At 60.8% G+C, this 24,649-nt stretch carries 22 protein-coding genes, 1 pseudogene and 1 riboswitch; of the genes and pseudogenes, 5 read left to right on the top strand and 18 right to left on the bottom strand.

Annotated features, from left to right (window positions below):
- The first annotated feature begins 7 nt into the window (after window positions 1–7).
- The gene (locus LG388_RS25705; RefSeq protein ID WP_225785402.1) at window positions 8–2,215 is read left to right on the top strand and encodes an Ig-like domain-containing protein; all 2,208 of its coding nucleotides are present in this window, start codon (window positions 8–10) and stop codon (window positions 2,213–2,215) included.
- A 313-nt stretch (window positions 2,216–2,528) separates the two neighbouring features.
- On the opposite strand, the gene LG388_RS25700 is transcribed toward LG388_RS25705, so the two are convergent.
- The 3 genes from LG388_RS25700 to LG388_RS25690 form a co-directional block, all read right to left on the bottom strand.
- Window positions 2,529–3,500 carry an acyl-CoA dehydrogenase family protein gene (locus LG388_RS25700; RefSeq protein WP_225785401.1) on the bottom strand — a complete coding sequence of 324 codons (972 nt, stop codon included), beginning with the start codon at window positions 3,498–3,500 and terminating at the stop codon, window positions 2,529–2,531.
- 97 nt (window positions 3,501–3,597) lie between these two features.
- Window positions 3,598–5,229, bottom strand: a complete 1,632-nt coding sequence (locus LG388_RS25695; protein ID WP_225785400.1) for a 3-(methylthio)propionyl-CoA ligase — start codon at window positions 5,227–5,229, stop codon at window positions 3,598–3,600.
- Between the two features lie 18 nt (window positions 5,230–5,247).
- Window positions 5,248–6,159, bottom strand: coding sequence for a LysR family transcriptional regulator (locus LG388_RS25690; protein WP_225785399.1), 912 nt, complete (start codon window positions 6,157–6,159; stop codon window positions 5,248–5,250).
- Between the two features lie 147 nt (window positions 6,160–6,306).
- On the opposite strand from LG388_RS25690, the gene LG388_RS25685 reads away from it, so the two are divergent.
- The gene (locus LG388_RS25685; protein ID WP_225785398.1) at window positions 6,307–7,668 is read left to right on the top strand and encodes an IS5 family transposase; all 1,362 of its coding nucleotides are present in this window, start codon (window positions 6,307–6,309) and stop codon (window positions 7,666–7,668) included.
- A 39-nt stretch (window positions 7,669–7,707) separates the two neighbouring features.
- Here LG388_RS25685 and LG388_RS25680 read toward each other — a convergent pair whose 3' ends face one another.
- The 4 genes from LG388_RS25680 to LG388_RS25665 are packed head-to-tail and all read right to left on the bottom strand — an operon-like array spanning window position 7,708 to window position 10,803.
- Window positions 7,708–8,283 carry an NADPH-dependent FMN reductase gene (locus LG388_RS25680; protein WP_225785397.1) on the bottom strand — a complete coding sequence of 192 codons (576 nt, stop codon included), beginning with the start codon at window positions 8,281–8,283 and terminating at the stop codon, window positions 7,708–7,710.
- 20 nt (window positions 8,284–8,303) lie between these two features.
- A complete protein-coding gene (locus LG388_RS25675; protein WP_225785396.1) occupies window positions 8,304–9,440 on the bottom strand; it encodes an LLM class flavin-dependent oxidoreductase in 1,137 nt (378 codons plus the stop codon).
- Window position 9,441: 1 nt separating this feature from the next.
- Entirely contained in the window at window positions 9,442–10,227 is a 786-nt protein-coding gene (locus tag LG388_RS25670; protein WP_225785395.1) for an alpha/beta fold hydrolase, read from the bottom strand.
- Between the two features lie 12 nt (window positions 10,228–10,239).
- Window positions 10,240–10,803, bottom strand: coding sequence for an amidohydrolase family protein (locus LG388_RS25665; RefSeq protein ID WP_225785423.1), 564 nt, complete (start codon window positions 10,801–10,803; stop codon window positions 10,240–10,242).
- Between the two features lie 1,143 nt (window positions 10,804–11,946).
- On the opposite strand from LG388_RS25665, the gene LG388_RS25660 reads away from it, so the two are divergent.
- Both LG388_RS25660 and LG388_RS25655 read left to right on the top strand, forming a co-directional pair.
- Entirely contained in the window at window positions 11,947–13,035 is a 1,089-nt protein-coding gene (locus LG388_RS25660) for an IS5-like element ISCte5 family transposase (RefSeq protein WP_225785394.1), read from the top strand.
- 205 nt (window positions 13,036–13,240) lie between these two features.
- Window positions 13,241–13,831, top strand: a pseudogene (locus LG388_RS25655) (IS110 family transposase); the annotation flags it as partial.
- Window positions 13,832–13,904: 73 nt separating this feature from the next.
- Here the strand turns inward: LG388_RS25655 and istB are convergent.
- From istB to LG388_RS25595, 11 genes are all read right to left on the bottom strand, one after another.
- Window positions 13,905–14,720 carry an IS21-like element helper ATPase IstB gene (gene istB / locus LG388_RS25650; RefSeq protein ID WP_225785393.1) on the bottom strand — a complete coding sequence of 272 codons (816 nt, stop codon included), beginning with the start codon at window positions 14,718–14,720 and terminating at the stop codon, window positions 13,905–13,907.
- On the bottom strand, window positions 14,713–16,239 hold the full coding sequence (gene istA / locus LG388_RS25645) for an IS21 family transposase (RefSeq protein WP_225782461.1): 1,527 nt from the start codon (window positions 16,237–16,239) through the stop codon (window positions 14,713–14,715). Before istA ends, istB begins: the two co-directional genes overlap by 8 nt.
- A gap of 66 nt (window positions 16,240–16,305) precedes the next feature.
- Window positions 16,306–16,497: a hypothetical protein gene (locus LG388_RS25640; protein ID WP_225785392.1), complete on the bottom strand. Its 192-nt coding sequence runs from the start codon at window positions 16,495–16,497 to the stop codon at window positions 16,306–16,308.
- Between the two features lie 217 nt (window positions 16,498–16,714).
- A complete protein-coding gene (locus LG388_RS25635; protein WP_225785391.1) occupies window positions 16,715–16,867 on the bottom strand; it encodes a hypothetical protein in 153 nt (50 codons plus the stop codon).
- 93 nt (window positions 16,868–16,960) lie between these two features.
- Complete coding sequence (locus LG388_RS25630; protein WP_225785390.1) at window positions 16,961–17,377, bottom strand: type II toxin-antitoxin system VapC family toxin; 417 nt, start codon at window positions 17,375–17,377, stop codon at window positions 16,961–16,963.
- Window positions 17,374–17,631: an antitoxin gene (locus LG388_RS25625; RefSeq protein ID WP_225785389.1), complete on the bottom strand. Its 258-nt coding sequence runs from the start codon at window positions 17,629–17,631 to the stop codon at window positions 17,374–17,376. Before LG388_RS25625 ends, LG388_RS25630 begins: the two co-directional genes overlap by 4 nt.
- A gap of 338 nt (window positions 17,632–17,969) precedes the next feature.
- Window positions 17,970–18,422 carry a chemotaxis protein CheW gene (locus LG388_RS25620; protein ID WP_225785388.1) on the bottom strand — a complete coding sequence of 151 codons (453 nt, stop codon included), beginning with the start codon at window positions 18,420–18,422 and terminating at the stop codon, window positions 17,970–17,972.
- The gene (locus tag LG388_RS26755) at window positions 18,422–20,278 is read right to left on the bottom strand and encodes a methyl-accepting chemotaxis protein (RefSeq protein ID WP_304956864.1); all 1,857 of its coding nucleotides are present in this window, start codon (window positions 20,276–20,278) and stop codon (window positions 18,422–18,424) included. Before LG388_RS26755 ends, LG388_RS25620 begins: the two co-directional genes overlap by 1 nt.
- A gap of 158 nt (window positions 20,279–20,436) precedes the next feature.
- Window positions 20,437–20,534, bottom strand: a riboswitch (cyclic di-GMP riboswitch).
- A 311-nt stretch (window positions 20,535–20,845) separates the two neighbouring features.
- A complete protein-coding gene (locus LG388_RS25605) occupies window positions 20,846–21,859 on the bottom strand; it encodes a tyrosine-type recombinase/integrase (protein WP_225785387.1) in 1,014 nt (337 codons plus the stop codon).
- Window positions 21,852–22,853, bottom strand: coding sequence for a tyrosine-type recombinase/integrase (locus LG388_RS25600; RefSeq protein ID WP_225785386.1), 1,002 nt, complete (start codon window positions 22,851–22,853; stop codon window positions 21,852–21,854). The genes LG388_RS25605 and LG388_RS25600 overlap by 8 nt, the downstream gene beginning before the upstream one ends.
- Window positions 22,850–23,551, bottom strand: a complete 702-nt coding sequence (locus LG388_RS25595) for a site-specific integrase (RefSeq protein WP_225785385.1) — start codon at window positions 23,549–23,551, stop codon at window positions 22,850–22,852. The genes LG388_RS25600 and LG388_RS25595 overlap by 4 nt, the downstream gene beginning before the upstream one ends.
- A 62-nt stretch (window positions 23,552–23,613) precedes the next feature.
- Here LG388_RS25595 and LG388_RS25590 point away from each other — a divergent pair, with 62 nt between their 5' ends.
- Window positions 23,614–24,648, top strand: coding sequence for an IS630 family transposase (locus tag LG388_RS25590; RefSeq protein ID WP_225781239.1), 1,035 nt, complete (start codon window positions 23,614–23,616; stop codon window positions 24,646–24,648).
- Window position 24,649 lies beyond the last annotated feature (1 nt).

The raw sequence follows: 24,649 nt of genomic DNA, 5'->3' as shown, positions 1-24,649 counted from the left end.
AGACAACATGCGCATCCCTCGCCCCTTCCCCGACTCCAACGCAGGCCGTTTCCCGCGGTCCGCAGCTTTCCTCTCGGCGCTGGCCGCATGTTCGGTTCTCGCCGTCGGGTGCTCCGGCGGCGAGGAGCTTTCGGACGTGAGCGTCCAGCTCAGTACCTCCAGCGTGGACGCTACGCCGTTCCCGTCGGACCGCTTCACCGTCTCCGACACCACCCAGTACACGGCTCGGCGGATTGCGCTGCCGCTTCCTGACTGCAGTGTGCGCGTGAGCGACTGCGCGGACCTGAGCCTGATCAACACGCTCGACGGGTTCAATACGCAACCGCGCATCTCGATCCCCTTCACCGGCGACATCGATCCCGCCACGATCACAACCGACACCGTTTACCTGCTGCAGGTGGGTGATGCGCAAACCGGCGCCGCGCGTGGTCAGCGAGTAGGAATCAACCAGGCGACGTGGGATTCTGCGACGAAAACCATCTTCGTAGAGAGCGACCAACTGCTGGCGGAGCACGCCCGCTACCTGCTCGTGGTGACCGATGGGATCCGCGACCTGCAAGGGCGTCGCCTTTCCCGGGGCGCTTGGCACAATGCGGCGACGGGTAAGGCCTCGGGTCCCGATGGCACCGCCTACGCCACCGCGCTGGCCGAAGCAATGAACGTCGTTCCACCCGGCGAGAACCTCATCGCGGCCAGCCTGTTCACCACGCGCAGTTCCACGATCGAGCTGACCCGCATCCAACAAGCGGTGCAGGCGAGCACGCCAGCGGCTGCCGTGGATTTCATGATCGGCACGCAAGCGGGCGCGCCAGTCCGTGCCCTGTTCGATCGCGCTTCGCTGGCAAGCATTCGGCTGCAGCGGCAGACCACCGGGCTGCCGACGTTTGCCGCGTCGACCCTCTCGCTCGCGGACCTCGACTTGCGAGGCGCCGTGGTTGGCCAAGTCGCCTACGGACGCTACCAGGCGCAGCGCTATCTCAACACCGACTATTACATCCCGGGCGTGGCGACGCTCGAAGGCGTGCCGCAGCCTTTCTCGACCCATGACGTGGTCGTGCAGGTCTTCCTCCCGACCGGCCCGCGCCCGGCGGGCGGATGGCCGGTGATGATTTTCGGCCACGGCTTCGGCGGATCCATGAACAACGGTGCGTGGAATGTCGCATCCAGCCTCGCGGCCAAGGGCATCGCGACGGTCGCCATCAACGGTATGGGCCATGGCGGCGGTCCGCTGGGAACCCTGGAGGTCACCAACGCGGCCGGTCGGACCGTGGTGGTCCCGGCGGGCGGGCGTTCCGAAGACGTCAACGGCGACGGAACTTTCGGCGGGACGGAGGGGGCCTCGGCCAAACCGCCCTACCTCTCGATGATCGGCTCGCGCGACGGCATCCGGCAGACGGTGGCCGACCTGTTCCATCTCGTGCGGCAGATCCGGGCGGGCGTGGACGTGGACGGCGACGGAAGCGCGGACCTCGACGCCCGGCGCATCTACTACGCCGGACAGTCCTGGGGCGGAATCTACGGGGGCTCGTTCGTCGCGCTGGAGCCCGCTATCCAGGCATCGGTGCTGAACGTGGCCGGCGGCTCGCTGTTCGAGACCACGCGCCTCGGCGGGTTCCGCATCGCGTCCCGCGGCACAGACCTCGCCGCGCGCACGCCTTCGCTCATCAATCTTCCGCCCGCGCCAGGGGTTGCACCGCCGAACAACCTCCGCTTCGAGGAGAGCATCCCCTTGCGCAACCAACCGGTCCTCGTGAACAACGTGCCCGGTGCAACTGCCATCGCGCAGATGTTCGACCGCGGCGAGTGGGTCGGCCAGTCCGGCAATAACGTCAGCTACGCGCCGCTGCTGCGCAAGCAGCCGTTGCCGGGCGTCCGCGTGCGGCCGGTGATCCTGCAGAACGCCAAGGGTGACCAGCAATCGCCCAACCCGACGTCGACCGCCATCCTGCGCGCCGGCGACCTGGCCGATCGGCAAACCTTCTATCAATATGACCTGGTGTATGCGCAGGACGCTAGCCTTCCCAAGGATCCGCATGGCTTCCTGACGGCGATCGGTGGCGCCAACACCCGGAATTTTGCGATTGCGGCGCAAGACCAGCTCGCCACCTTTTTTGCCAGCCAGGGTTCGACCGTCGTCGATCCGGATGGCGCCGGGCCCTTGTTCGAGACGCCGATCGATCTGCCGTTGCCGGAGACGCTGAACTACATTCCCTGAGACGTACGCCCGCCAGGGCAAAGGTTGTGGGGACACACTGGGGGAACTTTGCCGTTCTTCAGCCCGATTCGCTACATGGTGGCTATACGGCCGCAGAGAACAAGAAAGCCCGCTATGACTTACATAGCGGGCTTTTTCTTTCGGATCTGGTGCCGGAGAGAGGAGTCGAACCCCCGACCTTCTCATTACGAATTAGCAGGTATACATAGACCCACTAATTAATGCACCTGAATAAATCTATACTTTCCCAATGAACTCGGCATAATAGACTTAACGGGCTAGCACGAAGTTTTACGAAATCATCCCCTGTTTGCTAGCCCGGTGCTAGCCCAAAAATGGAAAGGTGGACACCGTGGCTACTGCGAATCATCAAAAGCTCACCAAGACCCTCCTGGCCGGTCTGGTTGCCCCCGCTGCGGGTAAGCGCCAGGTGATCTATGACACCGAAACACCAAAGTTGGCAATGCGTATGACGCACACCGGAGTGCGCGCCTTCTACGTGGTCAAGCGATTGGGGGTGGCCATGGTTTGGGTCAAACTTGGCACTTTCCCTGACATGACATGCGAGCAAGCCCGCAATGAAGAATAGCTTCGGGACGAGGAACAGCGAGATTCCACGTACACCCGGTGGTGCTCCCTGTATACGAGCGAGCACCATATGAACAATGTTCTCGGTCAGATCCTGATCGCCGCCGGATATGAACATCTTCTGTCCGAAGAGACGGTAGCTGCCATCGGCCTGCGGCACGGCCTTGGTGGTGATGTCCGCAAGGCCAGAGCCTTGTGCCGGTTCGGTCAACGCCATCGTGCCTGCACACCGGCCATCCCCCATGGACGCGAGATACCTTGACTTGAGTTCGGCACTGCCAAATGCCCGCAACAAGTTGGCGGCGGCTATGGTCAGCATCGGATACGACGCCGTGCTGACATTCGCCGCATAGAACGAACTCATGGCAGCGCGCAGCACCACCTCAGGCAGCTGGAGACCACCCTCCGCCTCGTTCCAGTGGGCATTTAGAAAGCCCGCGCGAGCGATGGCTCGCCATGCTCCACGGGTGGGAGGGATGAGTTGAGCCTTGCCATGAACGAAGAGCGGTTCGTTCTCATCGCCCTCTCGAAAGTGGGGTGCCAGGAAGTCTTCTGCGATCTTGCGCGCGGTGTCCAGCGTTGCGTTGAAGACTTCCCGCGAATGCTCGGCATAACGATCACGCTGGAGCAGAGCGTCTGTATCCAGAAATTCGTAGAGAAGAAATGCGAGCTCCCGCTCACTGATGGTGCTTGACATAATTTCAGGGGGCTAGGCACACGGAGTCCGTAGGGGCCCGCGTGGGAGCCCCAGAAACTCCGTTCTGGTTATGGCGCGTTGCGTGCGATTGGATCCGTCAGGAGGGCAAAGGCAACTTGTAGTCCTGCAGTTGTTCTCTCAACTTGGACTTGAGCATCTTTCCTGTGGCACCCAAGGGAATCGTCTCAACAAACACGACGTCATCGGGGATCTGCCACTTCGCGAGCCTGCCCTCGTAGAACTGCAGCAGCGCCTGTTTCGTCATGTCAGCACCGGGCTTCTTGACAACGACAACGATCGGCCGCTCGTCCCACTTGGGATGCCGAACGCCAATGCATGCCGCCATTGCCACGTCGGGGTGGGCCACGGCGATGTTCTCGACATCGATGGAGCTGATCCACTCGCCGCCGGACTTGATCACGTCTTTGCTCCGGTCGGTGATCTGCATGAACCCATCCGCATCGATGACCGCAACATCCCCGGTAGGAAACCAGCCATCAACAAGGGGGCTGTCCACGTTCTCTCTGAAATAACCCTTGACGACCCAGCCCCCCTTCACCAGCAGGTCACCACAGCTGCGGCCATCCCAGGGCAACTCATGGCCGGCGTCGTCCACAATCTTCATGTCGACGCCAGGAACCGCGCGCCCCTGCTTGAGCCGTACCGCTGTTTGCTCCTCCTTGGGCAAGGCGATCTGCTTGTTCTTGAGCGTGCCAACAGTGCCGACCGGGCTCATTTCTGTCATGCCCCAGGCATGCAGCACCTCCACGCCATGGCGCTCACGGAAGGCATCCATCATCGAGGGAGGGCATGCGGATCCGCCGATGATGGTGCGCCGCAAATGGTTGAGCTTGAAGCCGTTGGCTTCGACGTATCCCAACAGCATCTGCCAGACCGTGGGCACCCCCGCAGCGAAGCTCACCTGTTCCGCTTCGAGCAACTCATAAACCGACTTGCCATCCAAAGCAGGCCCTGGAAACACCAGCTTGCATCCCACAAGCGCCGCCGAATATGGGATACCCCAAGCATTTACGTGAAACATCGGCACAACAGGCAACACCGAATCACGCGCCGACAGGTTCATGACGTCCGGCCATGCCGCTGCGTAAGCGTGCAAGAGCGTGGAGCGGTGGCTATAGAGCACCCCTTTGGGGTTCCCCGTCGTCCCACTCGTGTAGCACAAGCTGGACGCAACGTTCTCATCCAGATCCGGCCACGGGTACTCGGCCAGATGGCCATCAATCCAATCTTCATAGCTCAACAGTCCCGGAATCCCCGAATCGACCGGAAGTTGATCCTTTTCGCAAAGCGCGATCCAGAGCCTTACCCCTGGGCACTTGCCCGCAATGGACTGCACCATGGGCAAGAAGGATGTGTCGAAAGCCAGCACCTGGTCCTCAGCGTGGCTGACGATCCAGGCCACCTGCTCCGGATGAAGCCGTGGATTGATGGTGTGCAGCACCCGACCCGATCCGCTCACACCGTAATAGAGTTCCAGATGCCGATAGCCATTCCAAGCCAGCGTGGCCACCCGCTGCCCTGTCGATATGCCACCCTTTTCCAAAGCGTGAGCTACCTGCATCGAACGCTGCCGCACGTCCTTCCATGTGTATCGGTGCACATCGCCTTCTACTCGGCGCGAAACAATTTCTCCGTCACCATGATGTCTCGCTGCGAAATCAATCAACGAGGAGATCAACAATGGTTGGCGCTGCATCAAACCCAACATACATTTTCCTTATCTCTTTTAGGCCACGCGAAATAGCTCGGATGTTGCTCGCCGCAACCAAATAATCGCGGAATCTCGATGGAATCGGGTATGCCAATATTGGTATCCAGCCAACAATGGCAGCTCAACAGGAAGTCGATACATCTGAAGGTCGCCGGCGGCGCAAAATCTTTCAGCCAAGGGCTGGGGTATCGTGGCCAATAAATCGCTGTTTTCGATGATCGAAGGAATATTCAATGCATGAGGCACCGTGATCTTGCATTTCCGTTGAATTCCACGCTGCTTCAGCTCTCTGTCGAGCCAAGTGGATTCATGCGGGCTGCGCCTCACCACCGCATGCTCCTCCAAAAGGTATTGTTCACGCGTCAACACTCCACGCAGGCGAGGGTGAGATCGCCTCGCAATGCAAACGAAAGGGTTGCGAAACAGCAGTTGCCGGTGAAGGTTCATCTCCTGAATGCCAGACAGAAATCCACATGCAAGGTCCACCTTTCCAGACTCCATCAAATGATGGAGCTGGTCAGCAGGATGGTCCACGATGTTGATCGTGATGTTGCGTGCCGTCGCAATGTGCTCGAGGATTGGTGGCACAAAAATGACGGCGCCAGCCGCCGTGATATTGATGGAGAATGTACGAGTTTCATCACGCGCCTGAAAACTGATTTCGGGCTCCAGCAATATCTCATCTTGAATGGTCCGCAATGCCTTGGAAATGGCCGGCGCCAGTTTCAAAGCCAACGGCGTCGGGTGCAAGCCGGCATGAGTGCGGATGAATAACGGATCGTTGAAGAGCTTCCGCAGTTTGGCAAGCGCATAGCTGCTTGCCGGCTGACTCATGCCTAGCGCTCTCGCTGCTGCTGAAACCTTGCGGGTTCTGATGAGTTCATCAAACAGGGGCAGCAGATTTAAATCAACGTCCGATATCTTCATTCAACCATAGTACCCCATAGGTAGTCCGCCCTGAACAACTCGCAAGCCCTTGATCTGACTGGTTGTTCTTCGAGTTGATGGGCGCGGGATTTGCAAGGTATGGTCTTGCCAGTGCCTGTTTTCTTGCAAATTTCTCCGGGGAGTCCGATGGGTCCGAAGCCTTCGCAGCCGCAAACGGGCGAGTTGTTTCGTCCACGACTGGACGAGCAGATCAACATGAAGCATCCGCTGGTCAGGCTGGGCGCGCTGATCGACTGGGCCGAGATCGAGCGCACGTTCGCGGTGTCGTTCACTTCGGGGCGCGGGCGGCCCGCCTTGGCGCCGCGCCTGGTCGCCGGGCTGCTGTACCTGCAGCACACCTTCGATGCCTCCGACGAGGCGGTGGTCAACACCTGGGTGGAGAACCCATACTGGCAGTTCTTCTGCGGCGAGACCTACCTGCAGACCGAGCTGCCCATTGACCCGTCCAGCCTGACGCGCTGGAGAAAGCGCGTTGGGGAAGAAGGCGTGGAGATGCTGCTGGCGGCCAGCATCGATGCCGCCCGGCGTGGTGGCGTCATCAAGAAAGCCAGCGTGCAGCAAGTGATCGTGGACACCACGGTGATGCCCAAGGCTATCGCTCACCCCACCGACAGCCGCCTGCTGGAGCGAAGCCGCCAGCACCTGGTCAAGGTGGCCGAGGGCAAGGGGCTGAAACTGCGCCAGAACTACAACCGCATCGCCCCACGGCTGGCCGCGCAGATCGGGCGCTACGCCCACGCCAAGCAGTTCAAGCGCATGAACAAGGCCGTTCGCACACTGCGCACCCGGGTTGGCCGCGTGCACCGCGAGGTGGCCCGCCAACTGCACATGCTGCCCGAAGCGGCCCAGGCCAAGGTCCAAGACCTGCTGCAGCGCACCGGCCGCATCCTCAGCCAACGCACGAAGGACAAGAACAAGCTGTACGCCCTGCACGCGCCCGAGGTCGAATGCATCAGCAAAGGCAAAGCCAGGACACCGTACGAGTTCGGCGTGAAGGTCAGCATCGCTACCACGTTGAAGGAAGGCCTGGTGGTGGGCATGCGCTCCATGCCGGGCAACCCCTACGACGGCCACACCCTGGCTGAGACACTGGAGCAGGTGGGCATCCTCACTGGCACGGACAGGCCGCCCGCCACGGCAATCGTGGACAAGGGCTACCGGGGTGTGAAAGTTGAAGGTGTGCGCATCCTGATGTCGGGCCAAAAGCGGGGCATCACCCGAACGCTCAGGGCCATGATCAAGCGGCGCAGCGCCATCGAACCGGCCATTGGGCACATGAAGATGGACGGGCGGCTGGGCCGCAACCCGCTCAAGGGTGCGCTGGGCGATGCGCTGCACGCGGTGATGTGCGGTGCCGGGCATAACCTGCGCCTGATCCTGGCCGCGCTGCGGCTTTATTGCGCCCGATTCGGGTTATCGATGCAGGCGGTCATCGCCGCACTGCTGGCCGCTCCTGGCGACGTCAGCCTATCTGTAGCTGACAACTGAATTGTTCAGGGCTGACTAGGTAATCATCGACTTCTGTAGTCAAGCAGTGGCTTCAGTCATTCGTGGAACAAACTGAACCAACTGCTTTGCCATCAATTTGATCTGCTTTCGAATAGATTCATCCGAGCACTCATCACCGGTGAATCGAACCTCAAGGGAGTTGATGCCCACGCCAATGGGGGTAGGCCAACCGCGAAGGGCATGCACAATTTGGCGCAACTGGTTCAGTACAGTCCCCACCCCTTGGTTGCCATAGGCGCAGGCGATCACGCCAACGACCCTGCCATCAAGATAGACACGCGGATCATTTCGCATATCCTCCACGTAATCCAGAGCGTTCTTGATCAGACCTGACACGCCGCCGTGGTAGCAAGGCGAAGAAATCACCACGCCATCAGCCTCTCTCAATGCCTTGATGAAAGATTCACGCAGGTCGTCGTGAGCGTCGACCTCGTCTCCATAGATGGGCAGTTTGCTCAGTGCATGGCCCGTGAACAACTCAACCTGAGCGCCCATGCCCTCCAGGTCCTGCAGCACCTGCCTCAAGGCGAGCTCCGACGAGGAGTTCGGCCTGGAAGTACCCCCGATGCCAACGATATAAGGCTTGCGATTCACTGCGTAGCTCCTTCGGTCGTTCACTTCAAGTGCGGCATCACTTCAGAGGCATACATCTGCATGTTTCGGCGGGCGAGTTCATCACCCATGACACCGATCTGAAGCAGCGCCACGAAGATGCCGATATTGGTCGCGTCGCGCATTTTCTGGATCTTGTCCCGAACCATGGTCGGAGTGCCCACCACCACCGTGCCCAACTCGATCATCTCTTCAATGGTCTGGCGCTTCAAACCAATGCCCGCTCGCGCGGCCATGGTCTTCTTCATCGAAGACAAGGACGTGTAGCCGGGCGGCATCAGCATTTCCATGGGCAGCGTCAAGTAGTTGTTGAACAACGACTCGACACCGGCCCGAGCTTCCTCGATGGCGCGCTCATAGGTATCCGCCACGTAGACCGGTGCGGCCCATCCCAGCTGCTCGGAGCTTGCTTCATAACCATACTCACGTGCCTTCTCACGGTACGCGTTCAGGTTTCTGATGACATTGGACTCCTGCGCAAACGTGATCAGAAACGGATACTTCCGATCGGGATGCGCGGCCCAGTCGATCGTTTCGGCTGAGCCTTGCGATGGAATCCAGATCGGCGGGCGGGGGCTCTGGTAAGGCCTTGGCCAGAGGTTGACATAGTTGTGGTTGTAGTACTCGCCTTCCCATGCGAACGGACCCGGGGTCGTCCAGGCTTTCACAATCAGGTCGTGGGCCTCGTGAAAACGGCCATGCGAGAAAGCGGGATTGATAGGGGCCGCATGGTACTCAGCACCGATACCACGCACGAAACCACAAATCAGACGGCCTCTGGACAGGTTGTCCAACATGGCAAACTCTTCGGCGATATAGATGGGATTGCTCACCAAAGGCAACGCCCGGCCAAGAATGGCAATTTTCGCGCGCTTCGTCCGCTGGATGATCGCACTCGCAATCAGATTCGGCGCTGGCATCATTCCATAGGCGGTCTGGTGATGTTCGTTGACGCCCAACCCGTCGAAGCCCAGCGCATCAGCCTCCTCCAGCAGGTTCATGTGGCTTTCGTAGTCGTCTGCGCCTTTCTTGGGGTCATACAGGCTGTTGGGCAACACGACCCAAGCAGATCTCTGTTTTGCCGCCGCCTCCATGTCAAGCGGGCGGTAGGGCATCAAGGTAAAGTAAATATGCTGCATGTTATGCGCTCGTTTTAATGTCTTCGATAAGTCGACCAACGACTTCGTCCAGCTTTTCAATGTGGGGCATATGCCCACATTGCTCGATCATCTGAAAGTACTTCACGGAGGGTAGTTTCTCGACCCACTCTGATGACACTGCACTCGGGATCACCGCATCGTCCTTGCCCCAGATCAACCGCACAGGGTTTTTGATCCGGTGCAGCCAGTTCGGCAATACCAGGCTGAATCCACGGGGTTCCCACGCAAGCTTTGCCGACGCAAACCAGTTCTTCAACAGCTTGTCGCGGTCCTCCTCTGAAAGAGGCTTGGCCAATTGGGCCTCAACAAAGCGCTTGTCGGCATACAACGCATTGACGCGCTCCAAGGGCGTTTGAATGAAAAGGTCTGCATACTGCAGCCCCTTTTTCCGCAGGCCGGCGGGTGCCATCAAGGTGATGTCACGGATGCGGGTCCTGTTGCGCACAGCCATTTCGGCAGCGATCCAGCCTCCCAGCGAATGCCCAATCACATGAACATCATGAAGATCAAGCTCCTCAAGCATCTCCAGGTAGAACATGGCCATGTCCGGAATGGCCTTGATCCAACTGGGATCGTCAGAGTCGCCGAAACCAGGATGATCTGGCACCAGCAGATGACCCGCCTCTGCAAGGCGGTCAAAGAAAGGAAGCCATTCCATGACACCGCTGCCTGCACCGTGCAGGAACAGAATGGGCCGCCCCTTGCCAGCTTCGCGCAAATGAAGCTTGCAACCGTTAATGCTTGGGTATGTAGACTTGTATGACATTGTTCTTAAAATTCAATTGTTTGATCCGACGAGGGAGTGACTTCTGACCAGTCGCCCAGGCAGCAGGCCTGTGGGTTTGCCTTCGCGGACGACACACTTACCCGAGAGGAACGTAGCCAGATATCCATCTGAGTCCTGCGTGAATCGCGTTCCACCGGCCGGAAGATCTGAAACCACGTAGGGGAAACAGATCTCAAGGCGGTCCAGGTCGATAATGTTCAAATCGGCTTTCATACCTTGCTTGATGACCCCGCGGTCTTTCAATCCCATCATCTCCGCCGGCAGGCTGGTGAGCTTCTGTACAGCCCATTCCAATGGCAGTCCTTGCTGCTTCACCCAGTGCGTGAGCATGAATGTGGTGGAACTGGAATCGGTGATCAGGCCTACGTGCGCACCACCGTCACCCAAAGACAGGAGTGAATGCGGGTGTTGAACCATTTCCTGGCAGGCATCCAAATTGGCATGCGCATAGTTCGCAAAAGGCGAGTAAAGAAGGGTTTTCCCATCATTCGCCAGTTGCAGGTCATATGCAAATTCAACTTCGTCCATCCCTTGACTCGCAGCCAATGCTGAAATGGACTGACCGGATCCGGGATCGTAGATTAGCCTTTAGACAATCACTACTGTTCATTTTGTCTCCTATGATTTTTTAGAAATTCGGGAGATGCGCAGTATAGGTCGCGGGTCTCATTTGCTGTTCAATTTCTTATGGATAAGCAAAATCCAAAAATCAGATGCACATCTTCGTCGAATCTTCGGGTTTACCCTCTGGTCAGACGTTTCGAAGGATCAGTGCCAAATTGATGCTGCTTACCCGGAATGGAGCCCCCCGTAGGAAGATCTGAACGAAGAGATTCAGATTCAGTTAAGCGCAGATGGCGGGGCCTTCTCAGGGAGCTTGAACTTGCGGCAAAATCGAAAAGACTTGCGCGAGGAACGACACCGGCGAACCAACGAGCTACAAGTTCAAGAGCCTGTTTCAAGCCTTCACGTCCGAACAGGCATGCGCGCGCGACCTTAGAGCGAAGCAAGACGCGGCAGCCAGCACGCGTCAAACAGCGGTGGCAGGCAACAGTTCAGCCCAACCAGGGAGGGAAGGTGTGTGGTCCAGCCTGCACCTCGAAGCCTCAATGTCCAGCAAGCTCTACCGCAGCGCTGAAAGCTATCGATCTGGCTATCGATTGAGACAACGAAGTCACGCAAATCTTTGAGGTGCTACGGATCATGAGCGCGATGACCTGGCACAACAGGACACATCAAATGGCCTGCACCGCTGGAACCGCGACCTCGTGCGTCCAACATTCGTCGGCGGATGCATAACAGACGCGGGATGACGAGACCAATTCTGCGTTCCACGAGCGTTCTGCGGCGGCCACTACTCAGGCTGAATGCCTGCAAGCTTTGCGGCGTCACCCCAGGGCGGACACCCCGTGCGCAAGGCCAAAGCCATGTCAGTGCTCCATGGCGCTGAGCGCCTTCCGCGACGGATGAAACGGAGCTGTAATAGCGGTTGCGGCGTCCGGCAAAGAGGTCGGCTCAAACCTGGTGCAGCCAGCCCGTATGTCAGTGGGACCCGCGGCCTCACGAGCACCCCGTACTGTCGCCCTGGGCCTTGCGCCCTGGAGCACGCATCCTAGCAGGCCGTTGAAAAATCCCCTGCGAGCGTCCGCGTCGGCCGCTACGATCTGAAGCCATCCCGCAACAACTGCGACAAGAAAGATGAGAGGCAACCAAGACTTCCAGGGGGCGATGTTCAGCTACATCAGCCTTGAAGAAAGAGTGCCAGCGGCACACCCGCTGCGCAAGTTGCGCGCCGTGGTGGATGCGCTGCTGGCGAGCATGAACAGCGAGTTCGAAGCGGTGTACGCCCGCCGTGGCCGACCGTCGGTGCCGCCGGAGATGCTGCTCAAGGCCTTGCTGCTGCAAATCCTGTTCTCCATCCGCAGCGAACGCCAGCTGGTCGAGGCGGTCAACTACAACCTGCTGTACCGCTGGTTCGTCGGCCTGAACATCGAGGACAAAGTTTGGGACCACTCCACCTTCAGCGCCAACCGCGAACGCCTCTTCAACGAAGACCTGGCGCGCGCCTTCTTCGAGCGCGTCAAGCTCAGCGCCCAGTGGGGCCGGCTTGCCAGCGACGAACACTTCAGCGTGGACGGCACGCTGATTGAGGCCTGGGCCTCGCACAAGAGTTTCAAACGCAAAGACGACGACAGCGGCACGCCACCCGGACGCAACCCCGAGGTGAACTTCAAAGGGCAGGAGCGCTGCAACGGCACCCATGCCAGCACCACCGATGCCGATGCCCGGCTGTTCAAGAAGAGCGCGGGCGACAGGTCCCGCCTGTGCCACATGGGGCACATCCTCATGGAGAACCGCAACGGTCTGATCGTGGATGTGGAGATCACACATGCCAGTGGCACCGCCGAGCGCGAGGCGGCGCTGGCGATGCTCAAACGCCGGGGCAACAGGAACAAGCGGGCCACGGTCGGCGCCGACAAGGGCTACGACAGCAAGGCCTTCATCAAGGGCTGTCGCCGGCTCTTGGTCACGCCGCACGTGGCGGCCAAGGACAAGCACTCTGCAGTCGATGGGCGCATCAAGCGCCACGAGGGCTACAAAACCAGCCTCAAAGTGCGCAAGCGAATCGAGGAGGCCTTTGGCTGGATCAAGACAGTGGGCGGTCTGGCCAAGACCAAATTGATCGGTCAGGCCAAGCTCGCGGGCCAGGCGCTGCTGTGCTTTGCCACCTACAACCTGGTGCGCATGGGCAGTCTGGGCGGTTGGTGGGACGCGCATCATGCGTGAACCATGGGATACGTGCGCCCGGAACGGGCAAAACGGCCTGCAAACAGGCCGAAATGGCCGCTCCAATCGCTGCGCAGGCCAGTTTGCGCGATCCGTTTCTTCGAAATCCACGACCCTGGCGCGTTCGATGAGCATTTTTTCAACGGCCTGCTAGATTTCGATGACGTGGGCCGCCCGCCGATGTCGCCGCGACATGGAGGCGATCATGGAAGTCATTCATCCCCGCTGTGCGGGACTGGACGTGCACAAGCAGACCGTGGTGGCCTGCGCACGCATCGTTGGCAATGGCCCTCCTGTGCAGGAGGTTCGCACCTTTGCCACCACCACCTCGGGCCTGTTGGCATTGGCCGACTGGTTGGAGTCCTTCGGCGTTGAGCACGTCGCCATGGAGGCCACCGGCGTGTACTGGAAGCCCGTATGGCACATCCTCGAAGGCCACGTCGAACTGGTGCTGGCCAATGCCGCGCACGTCAAGAACGTGCCCGGACGCAAGACCGACGTCAACGACGCGACGTGGCTGGCCGACCTGCTGGCCCACGGCCTGATTCGCGCCAGTTTCGTGCCGCCGGTGGCCGTGCAGGAACTGCGCACGCTCACCCGCACGCGCAAGCAGTTCGTGCGCGAGCGCGCCGCGCACGCCCAGCGCCTGGAGAAAGTGCTCGAAGACGCCAACCTGAAGCTGGGCGTGGTACTCAGCGACATCCTGGGCCAGAGCGGGCGCGCCGTGCTCAACGCCATCGTGGCCGGCCAGAGCGATCCCCAGGCGCTTGCTGCGCACATCAGCACGCGTGTCAAAGTGTTGATTCATCAGCACAACTGAGCCAGTGATCACGTTGAATATTGAGCCACTGGGTTGATGGATTCTTTGACTATTCGGTTGTGGATAAGTCTATCGGGTCTGCTGTTTTTCGATCTCCTTTCTGGCTCTTTGGGCGTTGCTTTGGGGGAGCCGCGCCAGCGGCACTGGAGTGCTTGAATCGCCAGCTCTCGTTGCCCGTCTCGACGATGTGGCAATGGTGCGTGAGCCGGTCAAGCAAGGCCGTGGTCATCTTGGCGTCTCCAAAGACGCTGCTCCACTCCGAGAAGGTGAGGTTGGTGGTGATCACCACGCTCGTTCGCTCATAGAGTTTGGAGAGCAGGTGGAACAGCATCGCGCCGCCCGACTGCGTGAATGGCAGGTAGCCCAGTTCATCCAGGATCACCAGATCGACGTACATCAGGCGGTGCGCCATTTGCCCGGCCTTGTTCTGCGCCTTCTCCAGCTCAAGGGCGTTGACCTGGTCCACCGTTGAGAAGAAGCGCACCCGCTTGGCATGCATGCGAATGGCCTCGATCCCCAGGCTCGTGGCCAGGTGGGTTTTACCCGTGCCGGGGCCACCAACCAGCACCACGTTGTGCGCCGACTCCACGAAGCGAAGGGTGTGCAACTGGCGCACCAGTGCTTCGTCGAGCTGCGCGTGGGCGAAGTCAAAGCCGGCGAGGTCACGGTGCGAAGGGAAGCGCGCCACGCGCATCTGGTAAGCCATGGAACGCACCTCACGCTGAGCGGTCTCGGCCTTGATGAGCTGGTGCAGCACGGCCTCATGATCCAGCGACTTCATGCGGGCGGTGCCCAGTACCTCCGGCCAGGCACTGGCCATGCCGTGCAGGCCCAGCGCTTTGAGGGCATCAATGACGTCATGCATGGTCGGACTCCGGTGATGCCTCATGAGGCTGGACGTTGCGCAGTGCGTCGTAGCGCTGCAGGTTGGCCAGTGGCGGCGTGTTGAGCTTGAGCATCGTGGCCACCGGTGGCTCGGGCACGCGCTGCTCCTTCAGACGCGAGAGCACGTTGAGCACGTGCTCGGCACTCACCCGCCCGGACTGCAGCGCCAGCTCTACCGCCACCACCACGGCCTCCAGTCCATGCAGGCTCACCCCCATGAGCACCTGCGCCATCACCCTGTCGCCACCGCTGTGGCGCAGCAACTGGCGCTGCATTTCCTGCAGTGGCTCGGGCATGGTCTTGAAGGGCGCGCCGTTGCGCAGCGCGCCGGGCTTTCGCTCGATGAGCGCGATGTAATGCATCCAGTCGTAGAGCGTCTGATCACGTTCGAAGCTGCGCGCCAGGCGCACCTGTCGCCCATCGGGCCCGACCACCAGCAGGCCATCCGCGTAGGCCCGCAGACTGACCACCGCATGAATCCATTCACACGGCACGCTGTAGCGGTTGCGCTGGAAGTGGATCAGTGCGGTCGCAGAGACCCGTACCGGCTGCTCCACGTAGCCATCAAACGCACGGGGGTTGGGCATGAGACGAGCACGTTCGTCCTGCCAGACATCGGCCACCGTGAGCTGAGTCCATTCCGGGTGACTCATCTCAGCCCAGGCCTTCACGCAGGCCTGCTGCAACCAGTCGTTGAGTTCACCAAGCGTCCCCCAGCGCCGCTCGCTGGCCTCACGCCAGATGTCCTTGCGCCGATCCTGAACGTTCTTCTCCACGACCCCCTTCTCCCAGCCGGCGGCCCGGTTGCAGAACTCCGGCTCGAACAGGTAGTGCCCGGTCATCGCCTCGAAGCGTGCATTGACGCTGCGCTGTTTGCCATGGCCGACCTTGTCCACAGCGGTCTTCATGTTGTCGTAGATGCCCCGCCGGGGCACGCCACCGAAGAGGGCGAACGCCCGTGCGTGCGCATCGAACAGCATCTCGTGCGCTTGGCTGTAGTACGCCACCAGGCAGAAGGCGCGACTGGCCGCCAGCTTGGTGTGTGCCACTTCCAGGCGGCGGCGCAGCCCGCCGATGAACAGGTACTCGCAGCTCCAGTCGAACTGGAACGCCTCGCCCAACTCGAAGCTCAGCGGCACGAACCCCGCACCACGCGCAGCGTTGCCTTGCTCTTGCTGCCAGCGCTGGGCAAAGGCGTAGACCGGCCCTCGGCTGCCGCTGTAGCCCTGCGCGCGCAGCGCCTCAAACATGGCCTTGATCCCGCGTCGATCGCGTTTGCTGCGATGGCTATCGGCCTTGAGCCATTGGCTCAACTGCTCCTTGTACGGATCCAGGATGCTGGGGCCCGACACCCGCTGCGGGTATCGGGGTTCGGCCATCTGCCCGTCTTTGAGCCACTTGGTGGCTGTGTTGCGCGAGATGCCCAGGCGCCGGCTGGCCTCGCGCACCGACACGTCCTGCCTCAGCACGAGGCGGCGTAACTTGCTCAATGTGCTCACGTTGATCACTCCTGCTCCCCCGTGCTGAAAAATTCAGCAGGATAGAGCGGCAACGTGGCTCAAATTTCAACGTGAATGCGTCCCGAAATGGCCCAGCTTTGGAAATGAATCAACATCCATCAGCCTGGTGTAGTTGTTGCCACGCTTGAAGGCTTCAGGGACTACCTCGTAGGGCGGAAGCAGCTTGACGGTGCCGAATACCATTTCCACATCGGTAATGGTGTCCAGAGATTGGCGGGTCAGGGTGTATTCGGTCATGGCTGCATCGACTCGGATCGTGGGGGTGGCAGCTGTCGAGTGCCACTCGTATGCCGCCAGGAACCTAGCGGGCGTCGTCTCGTGCCGCAGAAGCGATCTCTCCCGTATTCGTCGCTCCCCATCCGGTATTTCTCGGCCATGCGCATAGACCGGCAATGCTTTGAAGAGGACAGCTGAACGGGGGCGTTAGCGAGAGATGCAGTTGTAGTTGCTTGCACTACCGGGTTGGCTCCATCAACACAAGGGTGTCGTCGTGATTTCGTTCACCGTCAACCTCCAAGGCCTTCTCTTCGGCCTCGGCCAACGTCTGAGCTTCAACTTCAACAATTTCGGTGTACTGAATGGTTTTGACAAACTTGAATGTGGTCATGCTTCACTCTTTTGTTGGGACAACTTTAGTCAAGACAGGGAACGCGTTCAATGCCGCTGTGGCGCTGCGTGTTGCACATAGCTTTTCGATTTCCTATTTGCACCAGTTCTCAACTTGCAGGCCCTTCACTCGCCCGAAGTCCTTGACGTTGTTCGTGACGACGATGGCCCCCAATACCCTCGCATGTGCCGCGATCATGAGATCAGCAGCACCCATCTGCGCGCCGCGCTTCTTCAAATCAGCACGAATCTCGGCGTAGTGCAGCGCGGCGTCTTGTGGCCAATCCAGCACTGCCAAGTGCAATGCAAAGCTGTCGAGAACAGCTTGGTTCTGTTTGCGCTTGGCGGATGCAGAGGCATGCACACCATAGGTCAACTCTGCAAACGTCACTGCCGACATCACCTGCTGCTGCAAGGGCACCGTCTGCACCTTTGTTGCCAGCACCTGGGACTCACCTCGCATGAGGAAGATGCAGGTATCAGTGTCGAGCATGAACAGTTGGGCCGTCAAAACGTGCGCTCCTGGATCGGCAGACGCTCGTTTTCTGCCATGAAGTCAGCGGAAGCCTTCATGCCCGTGGCGAAGAAACCTGACCAATCGGTAGGGCGGGGTGTCAAGATGACGCTTTCACCCTCTCTGCGGATGAACACCTCGCGCACTGACTCCGGAAAACGATATTCGAGCGGCATCGTGACCGTCTGAGAACGGTTGTTCCAGCCGACGCGGGCTGTCGATCGAGGAATTGATTTGAGATGTGATGCCATGTATCACAGTATATGGCAAGTGACGCCATATGGCAAGCCATGTATCAGAGGCGTCCGAAAACAATTTCCGGAGCGTGGCGTGGGGCTACGTCCACGTTTGGCTGAGTGAATTGACTTTCACCCGGCCCTGCAGCGTCGCGGTGAATGTCGAGCAGGCTGGTCGCCCATGCTGCTCACCGGGGTTCTTGGCCAGCACCCCGGCAGTGAGCCCTATTGTTCGAACACAGTGCCTTGGAGAAGTGCCATGTCCCTTTTGGGGGGCCTTGCTCCAATGACGCGAGGCTGAGTTCAGACCTGCTGCGTGGGGTGTCCGGTTACCCGCAATCCGGGATTCCAGGCTACCGGTCTGCCTGGTGGGAATGGAGCAGGGCACTCACGCTGGTGAGCATGACGTTGCGCTTGCCTTCCATGCAGGCGATTTCCTCAACGACAGGTCGGCTGGCCAGCTCAGCGGCCGTGAACGCAGGCGCTCCTTTGCGGTCCTCTTCGGTGGGCGCGATCACATCGTTGACCGAGTCGACCACCAGCCCCTGCAGCGACTGGCCTTTGGTGCAAAAGACCGTCACCGTCTGATCGGTGATGGGGGTGGGACGCTGCAGCAGCACCTGCCCCAGGTCCGTGATGGGGACGATGACGCCACGCAGGTTCACCACACCCAGCGTGTGGGCTGGAGCGTTGGCAATGCGAGTGGGCGCCTCGTACTGACGGATTTCTTGCACATCCAGGATGTTGATGCCGTACTCTTCGGCGCCAACACAGAAGGCGAGGTATTCGGCGTTGACGGCGGTCATCAGAACGACTCCCAATCACCACTGTCCGGGGTTGGGCTTGTAGCGGACCTGGAGCCTTGCGCCGGCGCACTCAGGCGGGCCGACGCGGGGGCTGCAGCGGCCTTGGGCGCGTTCAATTTCGCCGCGGATGGCTTGGAGGTCTTGGCTGGCGTCACTGTGCTGTGCCCTGGCTTCTGGCGAACGGGGGCTTTGGCCGTGGGCATGCTGTGCGCCTGCAGCACCTGAATGTGGCTGTTGCGCAGATCCGCATCGCTCAGGCGGAACGTCTGCACCACCTTGGAGAGTTGGGCGGCCTGCTCGCTCATGCTGGAGGCAGCAGCAGCACTTTCCTCCACCAGGGCGGCATTCTGCTGGGTCATCTGGTCCAGGTTGGCCACGGCCGCGTTGATCTGGTTCACGCCCTCGGACTGCTCGGTTGCCGATGAGGCGATCTCCCCGATGATGTCGCGCACCCGGACCACGTTCTCAACGATTTCCTTCATCGTCTCACCGGCCTGAGTCACCAGGTTGGTGCCGGCGTCCACGCGGGTCACGGTGTTGCCAATCAGCTCCTTGATTTCCTTGGCAGCCTGGGCACTGCGCTGGGCCAAAGTGCGAACCTCACCGGCCACCACCGCAAAGCCTCGGCCTTGCTCGCCCGCGCGGGCTGCTTCCACGGCGGCGTTGAGAGCCAGGATGTTGGTCTGGAAGGCGATCCCATCGATCACGCTGATGATGTCGTTGATCTTGCGCGAGGCGGCATTGATTTCCTGCATGGTGGTCACAACCTCGCCTACGACGTCGCCGCCTTTTTGCGCGCTCACGCCGGCCACATCGGCGAGTTGGTTGGCCATACGCGCCGAGTCGGCCGACTGCTTGATGGCGCCCGACATTTGCTCCATGCTGGCCGCAGTCTCTTCCAGGTTGGAGGCCGTTTGCTCGGTGCGCGCGCTCAGGTCGTGGTTGCCGGTGGCGATTTCCTCAGAGGCAACCGTGATGTTGTCGGTCCCACGGCGCACGTCGGCCACCACACTTACCAGCTGATCGCGCATTTCGTCGAGTGCCTTGGCCAGGGCACCGATCTCGTCGTTGCTCTGCATGTTCAGGCGCACGGTCAGGTCGCCCTTGGCGATTTGCTGGGCGAAGTCGAGGGCCTGCTGCAGGGGCTTGCGAATCCCCCGCACGAGTGCGACCGCACCAGCTGCGATGGCCAACATCAGTAGCACCACCACAATGGTCGCGTTGCGGGTGTTGGCGTTGCGGGCGGCCACGCTCTGCGACTGCACGTCCGCTACGGCCTTGCTCTGTCCAACGGCAAATTCGTCCAGTGCGCCGAGGTAGGGTGTGATGGCCGCATTGAATGGGCCCTGCACGCGGTCTGCAGCGCCCACCTGGTCCCCCTCGTCCTTCATCTTGCGAGCCACAGCCAGCTCGTCGAGCACAGTTTTGCGCAGGGCAGCGATCTTCGCCATCTGAGCTTTTTCGCTTGCGGTCAGCTCCATGGCCTCAATTTGCTTCTGCACCTCGGAGATTTGCTTGATGGTCCCCGACACCTTGTCTTTGAAGTAGGCGTCCACCGTCGGGTCTGAGCTGAGCATGGAGGCCTGCAGCCTGTTCACGTTGAGCGTGGTCATCGAGGCCCAGGAGTGCACCAGTTCGCTCTTGGTATTGGCTTGCCCGAGGGCGGTGGACGCAGCCGCATTGATGCGCGATGTGTTGATGCTCGTACCGGCGAGCACGGCAACGAGCGACAGGATGATGGTGGCCACCGCCGCCCAAAGTTTGCCGCCGATAGAGAGTCGGTTGAAGATCACGAGGTTCAATCTCACAGGAGCGCACGGCGCCACGCCAGGCCGATCCGTTTCCGGTTCAGCCATGCCAATGCTGGGGTTTGCAACAGATGAAGCTCCTGGTGGCGCATGTGTCCTGTCGGCATGTGCACGCTGGACGTCAGGGGCTGGCCCAATGAGAAAAAGGGTCAGAGCCACAAGGCGCGAATGCAGGTTGATTCGCGAAGCAGTCCGCTCAAGGGTGGACTGGCAACCCCGCTGCCGTGTCCGTTGCAGCAAGTGCAAGGTGGTAGGCCGGAGGCTTTGCGGCCCTGGCTTTCGCGCAGGTGAGCGGTAGGATTTTACGGGTTAACCCGTACTCGCACAATCAACTTAAGACGCGACTCTCCCACCTTGGCGCTAAGCGAGGTGGGAGAGGGTTTCTAGCGCGTCACTTGTCACATTGTCCCAATCCCTGCCCATATGGCAGGGATTTACGTGATTGGAAAATTTGGGTGTCGCCGTCATTACCGGTAGCTGCACCTCGTCCAGTCGTGATTGCAATGTCGGCTCAAGGCTGTTATGCACAGGTCCCAGTTATGAACAGTTCGGCCCCGCATGGCCGCGACGTTCCCTCGAACGAGAACAGCCGCCGCGTCCAAGGGCTATACATAGTCACAAGGTCTTGAGGAAGTCCAAGAGCGCGTCATCTGCCCGGAAGCGGCGTGCGACGACGCCGGGGTCCTGCAGCCGGGACAGCGCCTTCTCCTTCATCGCGAGGTCGGCTTCGATGTACTGATGGGTCGTCGTCGGACTCTCGTGGCCGAGCCACAGCGCGATCACGCTGATGTCCACACCGGACTGCAGCAGATGCATTGCCGTCGAGTGACGCAAAGTGTGCGGAGAGATTCGGCGACCGGCCAGGCTGGGCTGTGCGCGGGTGGCTGCCTGCACGGCCAATGCCAGCCGCTGCGTCACGTTGGATCGTGTCATCGCCTGACCTTCCCGGTTTGGCAGCAAGGTCGACGCCGGGCCCAGATCGGGGTTCAGTCGCAGCCATGCACGGAGCAACTTCACCGTCGAGCGCCACAGCGGCACAGAGCGCTGTTTGCGCCCCTTGCCGTGCAGGTGCACGCAGGCGGCGGGCGCGAGTACAACATCGGCCACCTTCACGCCGATCACCTCCGACACCCGAGCGCCGGTGTTGTACATGAGTGCCAGCAGCAAGACGTCGCGTTGACTGACCCAGCCCACGCCGGGCGTTCCGATCACCGCCAGCATCTCTTCGCGCGTCAGGAACCCCAGCATGGGCCGCTCGAAGCGTTTCATTGGCACGCCCAGGGCCTGCTCGACGATATGCAGCGACGCCACATCCTTGTGCGCCACGAACTTCAGGAACGTGCGTAGCGCGGCCAATCTTGCATTGCGACTGCGAACCGAGTTGTGCCGGTCGGCCTCCAGATGGTCAAGGAAGGCCATGATGAGAGCGGGCGTCAGGTCCGAGAACTGCATTGCTGTGGGAGCCTTGTGCAGTCGATTCTGGGCAAACTCCAGGAACAACAGGAACGCATCACGATAGGCTGCCACGGTACGTGCACTCAGCCCACGCTGCTGGGTCAGATGGTCCGCAAAGAACGATTGCACCAACGCACCGAAGCTCGGCGGCTTGTATTGGTTGGGCCTATTCATAGTCGCACGCCCCGAGGTCGGCATAGTGTTCGAACCGGGCACCGACCAAGGCCATCAGCTCCGGCACCCCACTCAGGTACCAGTACGTGTTGGATATCTTGACGTGGCCCATGTACGTGGACAGCGCCAGCATCCGCTGATCAAGGTCCACCCCTTGTTCGTGCCACAAGATCAAGCGCCTCACGGCAAAGCTGTGGCGAATGTCGTGGATCCGAGGCTGTCCATGCCCGCCGCGATCCACCCAGCCCAGTTGCCTTCGCAACTGCTCAAACATTCGGTGGGCCTGCCTGTCGCCCAGCGGCTCGCCCCGATTCACGCCGCGCGAACTGACGAAGAACGTCGTGTTCAGGCTCGAACGTACATGCTGCCGGCGCAACGCCCGGTAGGTCGCCAGCGGTCCGATTGCGCTGGGATGCAGGCTCACTTGGCGAGACTTGCCGAACTTGGTCTGCCGTATGGTCAGGAGCGCGGCGTCCAGGTCCACGTCAGCGTCATGCAGGTTGAGCGCTTCGGAGATCCGCAACCCGGTCGAGGCAAGCAACCCGAACAACGTCGTATAGGTGGCGGCACGAAGGCCATCGGACGGACCGAGCTGGCGGGCAGCGTCGAGCAGCGCGACCATCTCTGCTTCGCAGTAGATGTGCGGGGCAACACGGCCAGGGAGAGCCCCGACGCTGGAGTCATCTGGGACTTCGGTAGCTGGCTCGAATTGTCGTAGCCAGCGCATGAATGGCCGTAGCACCACCAGCCGGCGCGCGACCGTGCCACGGTCGGCTTGACCGTCCACCATGTGCCTGGCATGAACCTGGCTGGCCCATTGCACCATCAGGTCTATCGTCAGAGGTCCGGTGTGATCGGCGTTGGCAACGAAACGCTCAAATGCAGGCAGCATCCGCAATGCTGCCTGCAGCTTGAATCCCAGTCGACGTCGCTCATCAAGGAATTGCTGCACCCTGGAGGCCAGGTTATTGCTGGGGCCTTCCGGGGCGTTCATGCTCCGCTCCCGGGCCAAGGCAAGGCCACCTCGGCCAATGCGTGCATGTCGAGCTTTGCATAGATCAATGAGGTGTTCATAGACCTATGCCGAAGCACGTCGGCAACCTCCTTGATTGAGCTGCCGTGGTTCACCAGACCGCAAGCGAGGGTGTGGCGCAACGAGTGGCAACTGCGATCAATGCCGGCGTGTCGCAGGGCACGCCCGATGGCGCGGCTCACCGCGTCTACGCCGATGGGCCTGTCGTGCGGTGCCATCCGCCGTACGAACAGGGTTGGCAGCGCGGTCGCCGGCCGCTCATGCATCACGTACGCGGCCAGCGCTTCTCCGGTCGCTGCTGGCAGTGGCAGAACATCCTGACGCAGTGACTTCGTGCCCTTCAAGGTCACGGTTCCAGCCCGCCAGTCGAAGTCGTTCATCTCCAGCCGGGCGATCTCGCCCACGCGCAGACCGAGGTCCAGTGCCAAATGCACCATGGCCAGCAAACGCAGCGGCGTCGACCGGGCCTCGGCGCAACTCGCCAGAAGCACCTGAACCTGCTCGGCCGTGAGCGCACGCGGCAGCGATGCCAGGCTCCACCGCGCCGGTGAGGAGATGACGCCTAGCAAGGCATGCAAGGCATCGCCGCAGGTGGCGCGATAGCGGAAGTAGGCTCGCAGTGCAGCAGCCAGCGCGCTGGCGTGGGACACGCTGTTCACCCGTGTTATTGATTCGGCCCTTGTGCACTTGAATTTATCTGCACCGCCCCCAACTCGGATTCATGCAAGCAACTGACATGAGATCGTTGAGCCACGAAGCGCGGCATGAGCGCCGGGTTCAGGTCATCCGGCTACGCAAGGCCGGCAACACCTACGACAAGATCGCCGCGCTCACCGGCCTGAGTCGCACAGGCGTCTTCAACATCTGCAAACGCCATGAGGCGCTCGGTGCCAAGGCGCTGCACGACGCCATTGGCGGGCGCAAGCTCGGCGAAAACCGCTTGCTCGACCCCGCCCAGGAGGCCCTGGTGCGCAAGCTCATCGCCGACAAGACGCCCGATCAGCTCAAGATGCCCTACGCGCTGTGGACCCGCGCCGCTGTGGCCCAACTCATCGAACAGCGCTTTGGGCTGCGACTGCAAGTGCGCACCATGGGCAAGTACCTGGCGCGCTGGGGCTTCACGCCGCAAAAGCCGATGAAGAAGGCCTACGAGCAGTCACCGGCGGCGGTCAAGAAGTGGCTCGACGAGGACTACCCCGCCATTGCCGCGCGGGCCAAGGCCGAGGGAGCCGAAATTCACTGGGGCGACGAGAGTGGACTGCGCAGCGACGATGTACGCGGCCGTGGTTTTGCGCCCAAGGGCCAGACGCCGGTGGTGCGGGTCAACAACAAGCGCCACAACCTGTCGGTCATCTCCACCGTGACCAACAAAGGGCAGATGCGCTGGCGCATCTTTGACGGGGCGCTCAACACCACAATCCTGATCGACTTCCTGCGCCGGCTGATCAAGGGACAGACCAAGAAGGTGTTCCTGATCCTGGACAACCTGCGGGTGCATCATGCCAAACCGGTCAAGGCCTGGCTGGCCGAGCATGCCGATGCCATCGAGGTGTTCTACCTACCGAGCTATAGCCCGGAGTTGAACCCGGATGAGATGGCCAATGCGGATATCAAGCAGGCGGTCACGAAGCTGGCACCGGCGCGAACGAAGCTGCAACTGGCCAAAGCCACAGCCAAGCACCTTCGCAGCGTGCAACGCCAGCCCGAGCGCATCCGCAAGTACTTCGAGCACGCCACGGTACGCTATGCGGCTTGAG

Origin of the sequence: Xenophilus sp. Marseille-Q4582 (assembly GCF_916700565.1) — a bacterium.
In the GTDB taxonomy this organism is placed as follows: domain Bacteria; phylum Pseudomonadota; class Gammaproteobacteria; order Burkholderiales; family Burkholderiaceae_C; genus Xenophilus.
The sequence above is the reverse complement of the archived record's forward strand: the minus strand, read 5'-3'. Positions and strand labels throughout refer to the sequence as shown.

Excerpts from the sequence above, each read along its gene's own strand:
- LG388_RS25635 (WP_225785391.1), bottom strand. The coding sequence starts at position 16,867 with ATGACCACATTCAAGTTTGTCAAAACCATTCAGTACACCGAAATTGTT.
- LG388_RS25605 (WP_225785387.1), bottom strand. The coding sequence starts at position 21,859 with ATGAATAGGCCCAACCAATACAAGCCGCCGAGCTTCGGTGCGTTGGTG.
- LG388_RS25695 (WP_225785400.1), bottom strand. The coding sequence starts at position 5,229 with ATGTTGGGTTTGATGCAGCGCCAACCATTGTTGATCTCCTCGTTGATT.
- LG388_RS25660 (WP_225785394.1), top strand. The coding sequence starts at position 11,947 with ATGAGAGGCAACCAAGACTTCCAGGGGGCGATGTTCAGCTACATCAGC.
- LG388_RS25620 (WP_225785388.1), bottom strand. The coding sequence starts at position 18,422 with ATGACCGCCGTCAACGCCGAATACCTCGCCTTCTGTGTTGGCGCCGAA.
- LG388_RS25690 (WP_225785399.1), bottom strand. The coding sequence starts at position 6,159 with ATGAAGATATCGGACGTTGATTTAAATCTGCTGCCCCTGTTTGATGAA.
- LG388_RS26755 (WP_304956864.1), bottom strand. The coding sequence starts at position 20,278 with ATGGCTGAACCGGAAACGGATCGGCCTGGCGTGGCGCCGTGCGCTCCT.
- LG388_RS25670 (WP_225785395.1), bottom strand. The coding sequence starts at position 10,227 with ATGTCATACAAGTCTACATACCCAAGCATTAACGGTTGCAAGCTTCAT.
- LG388_RS25700 (WP_225785401.1), bottom strand. The coding sequence starts at position 3,500 with ATGTCAAGCACCATCAGTGAGCGGGAGCTCGCATTTCTTCTCTACGAA.
- LG388_RS25590 (WP_225781239.1), top strand. The coding sequence starts at position 23,614 with ATGCAAGCAACTGACATGAGATCGTTGAGCCACGAAGCGCGGCATGAG.
- LG388_RS25625 (WP_225785389.1), bottom strand. The coding sequence starts at position 17,631 with ATGGCATCACATCTCAAATCAATTCCTCGATCGACAGCCCGCGTCGGC.
- istB (WP_225785393.1), bottom strand. The coding sequence starts at position 14,720 with ATGCATGACGTCATTGATGCCCTCAAAGCGCTGGGCCTGCACGGCATG.
- LG388_RS25600 (WP_225785386.1), bottom strand. The coding sequence starts at position 22,853 with ATGAACGCCCCGGAAGGCCCCAGCAATAACCTGGCCTCCAGGGTGCAG.
- LG388_RS25705 (WP_225785402.1), top strand. The coding sequence starts at position 8 with ATGCGCATCCCTCGCCCCTTCCCCGACTCCAACGCAGGCCGTTTCCCG.
- LG388_RS25685 (WP_225785398.1), top strand. The coding sequence starts at position 6,307 with ATGGGTCCGAAGCCTTCGCAGCCGCAAACGGGCGAGTTGTTTCGTCCA.
- LG388_RS25675 (WP_225785396.1), bottom strand. The coding sequence starts at position 9,440 with ATGCAGCATATTTACTTTACCTTGATGCCCTACCGCCCGCTTGACATG.
- LG388_RS25640 (WP_225785392.1), bottom strand. The coding sequence starts at position 16,497 with ATGACCGAATACACCCTGACCCGCCAATCTCTGGACACCATTACCGAT.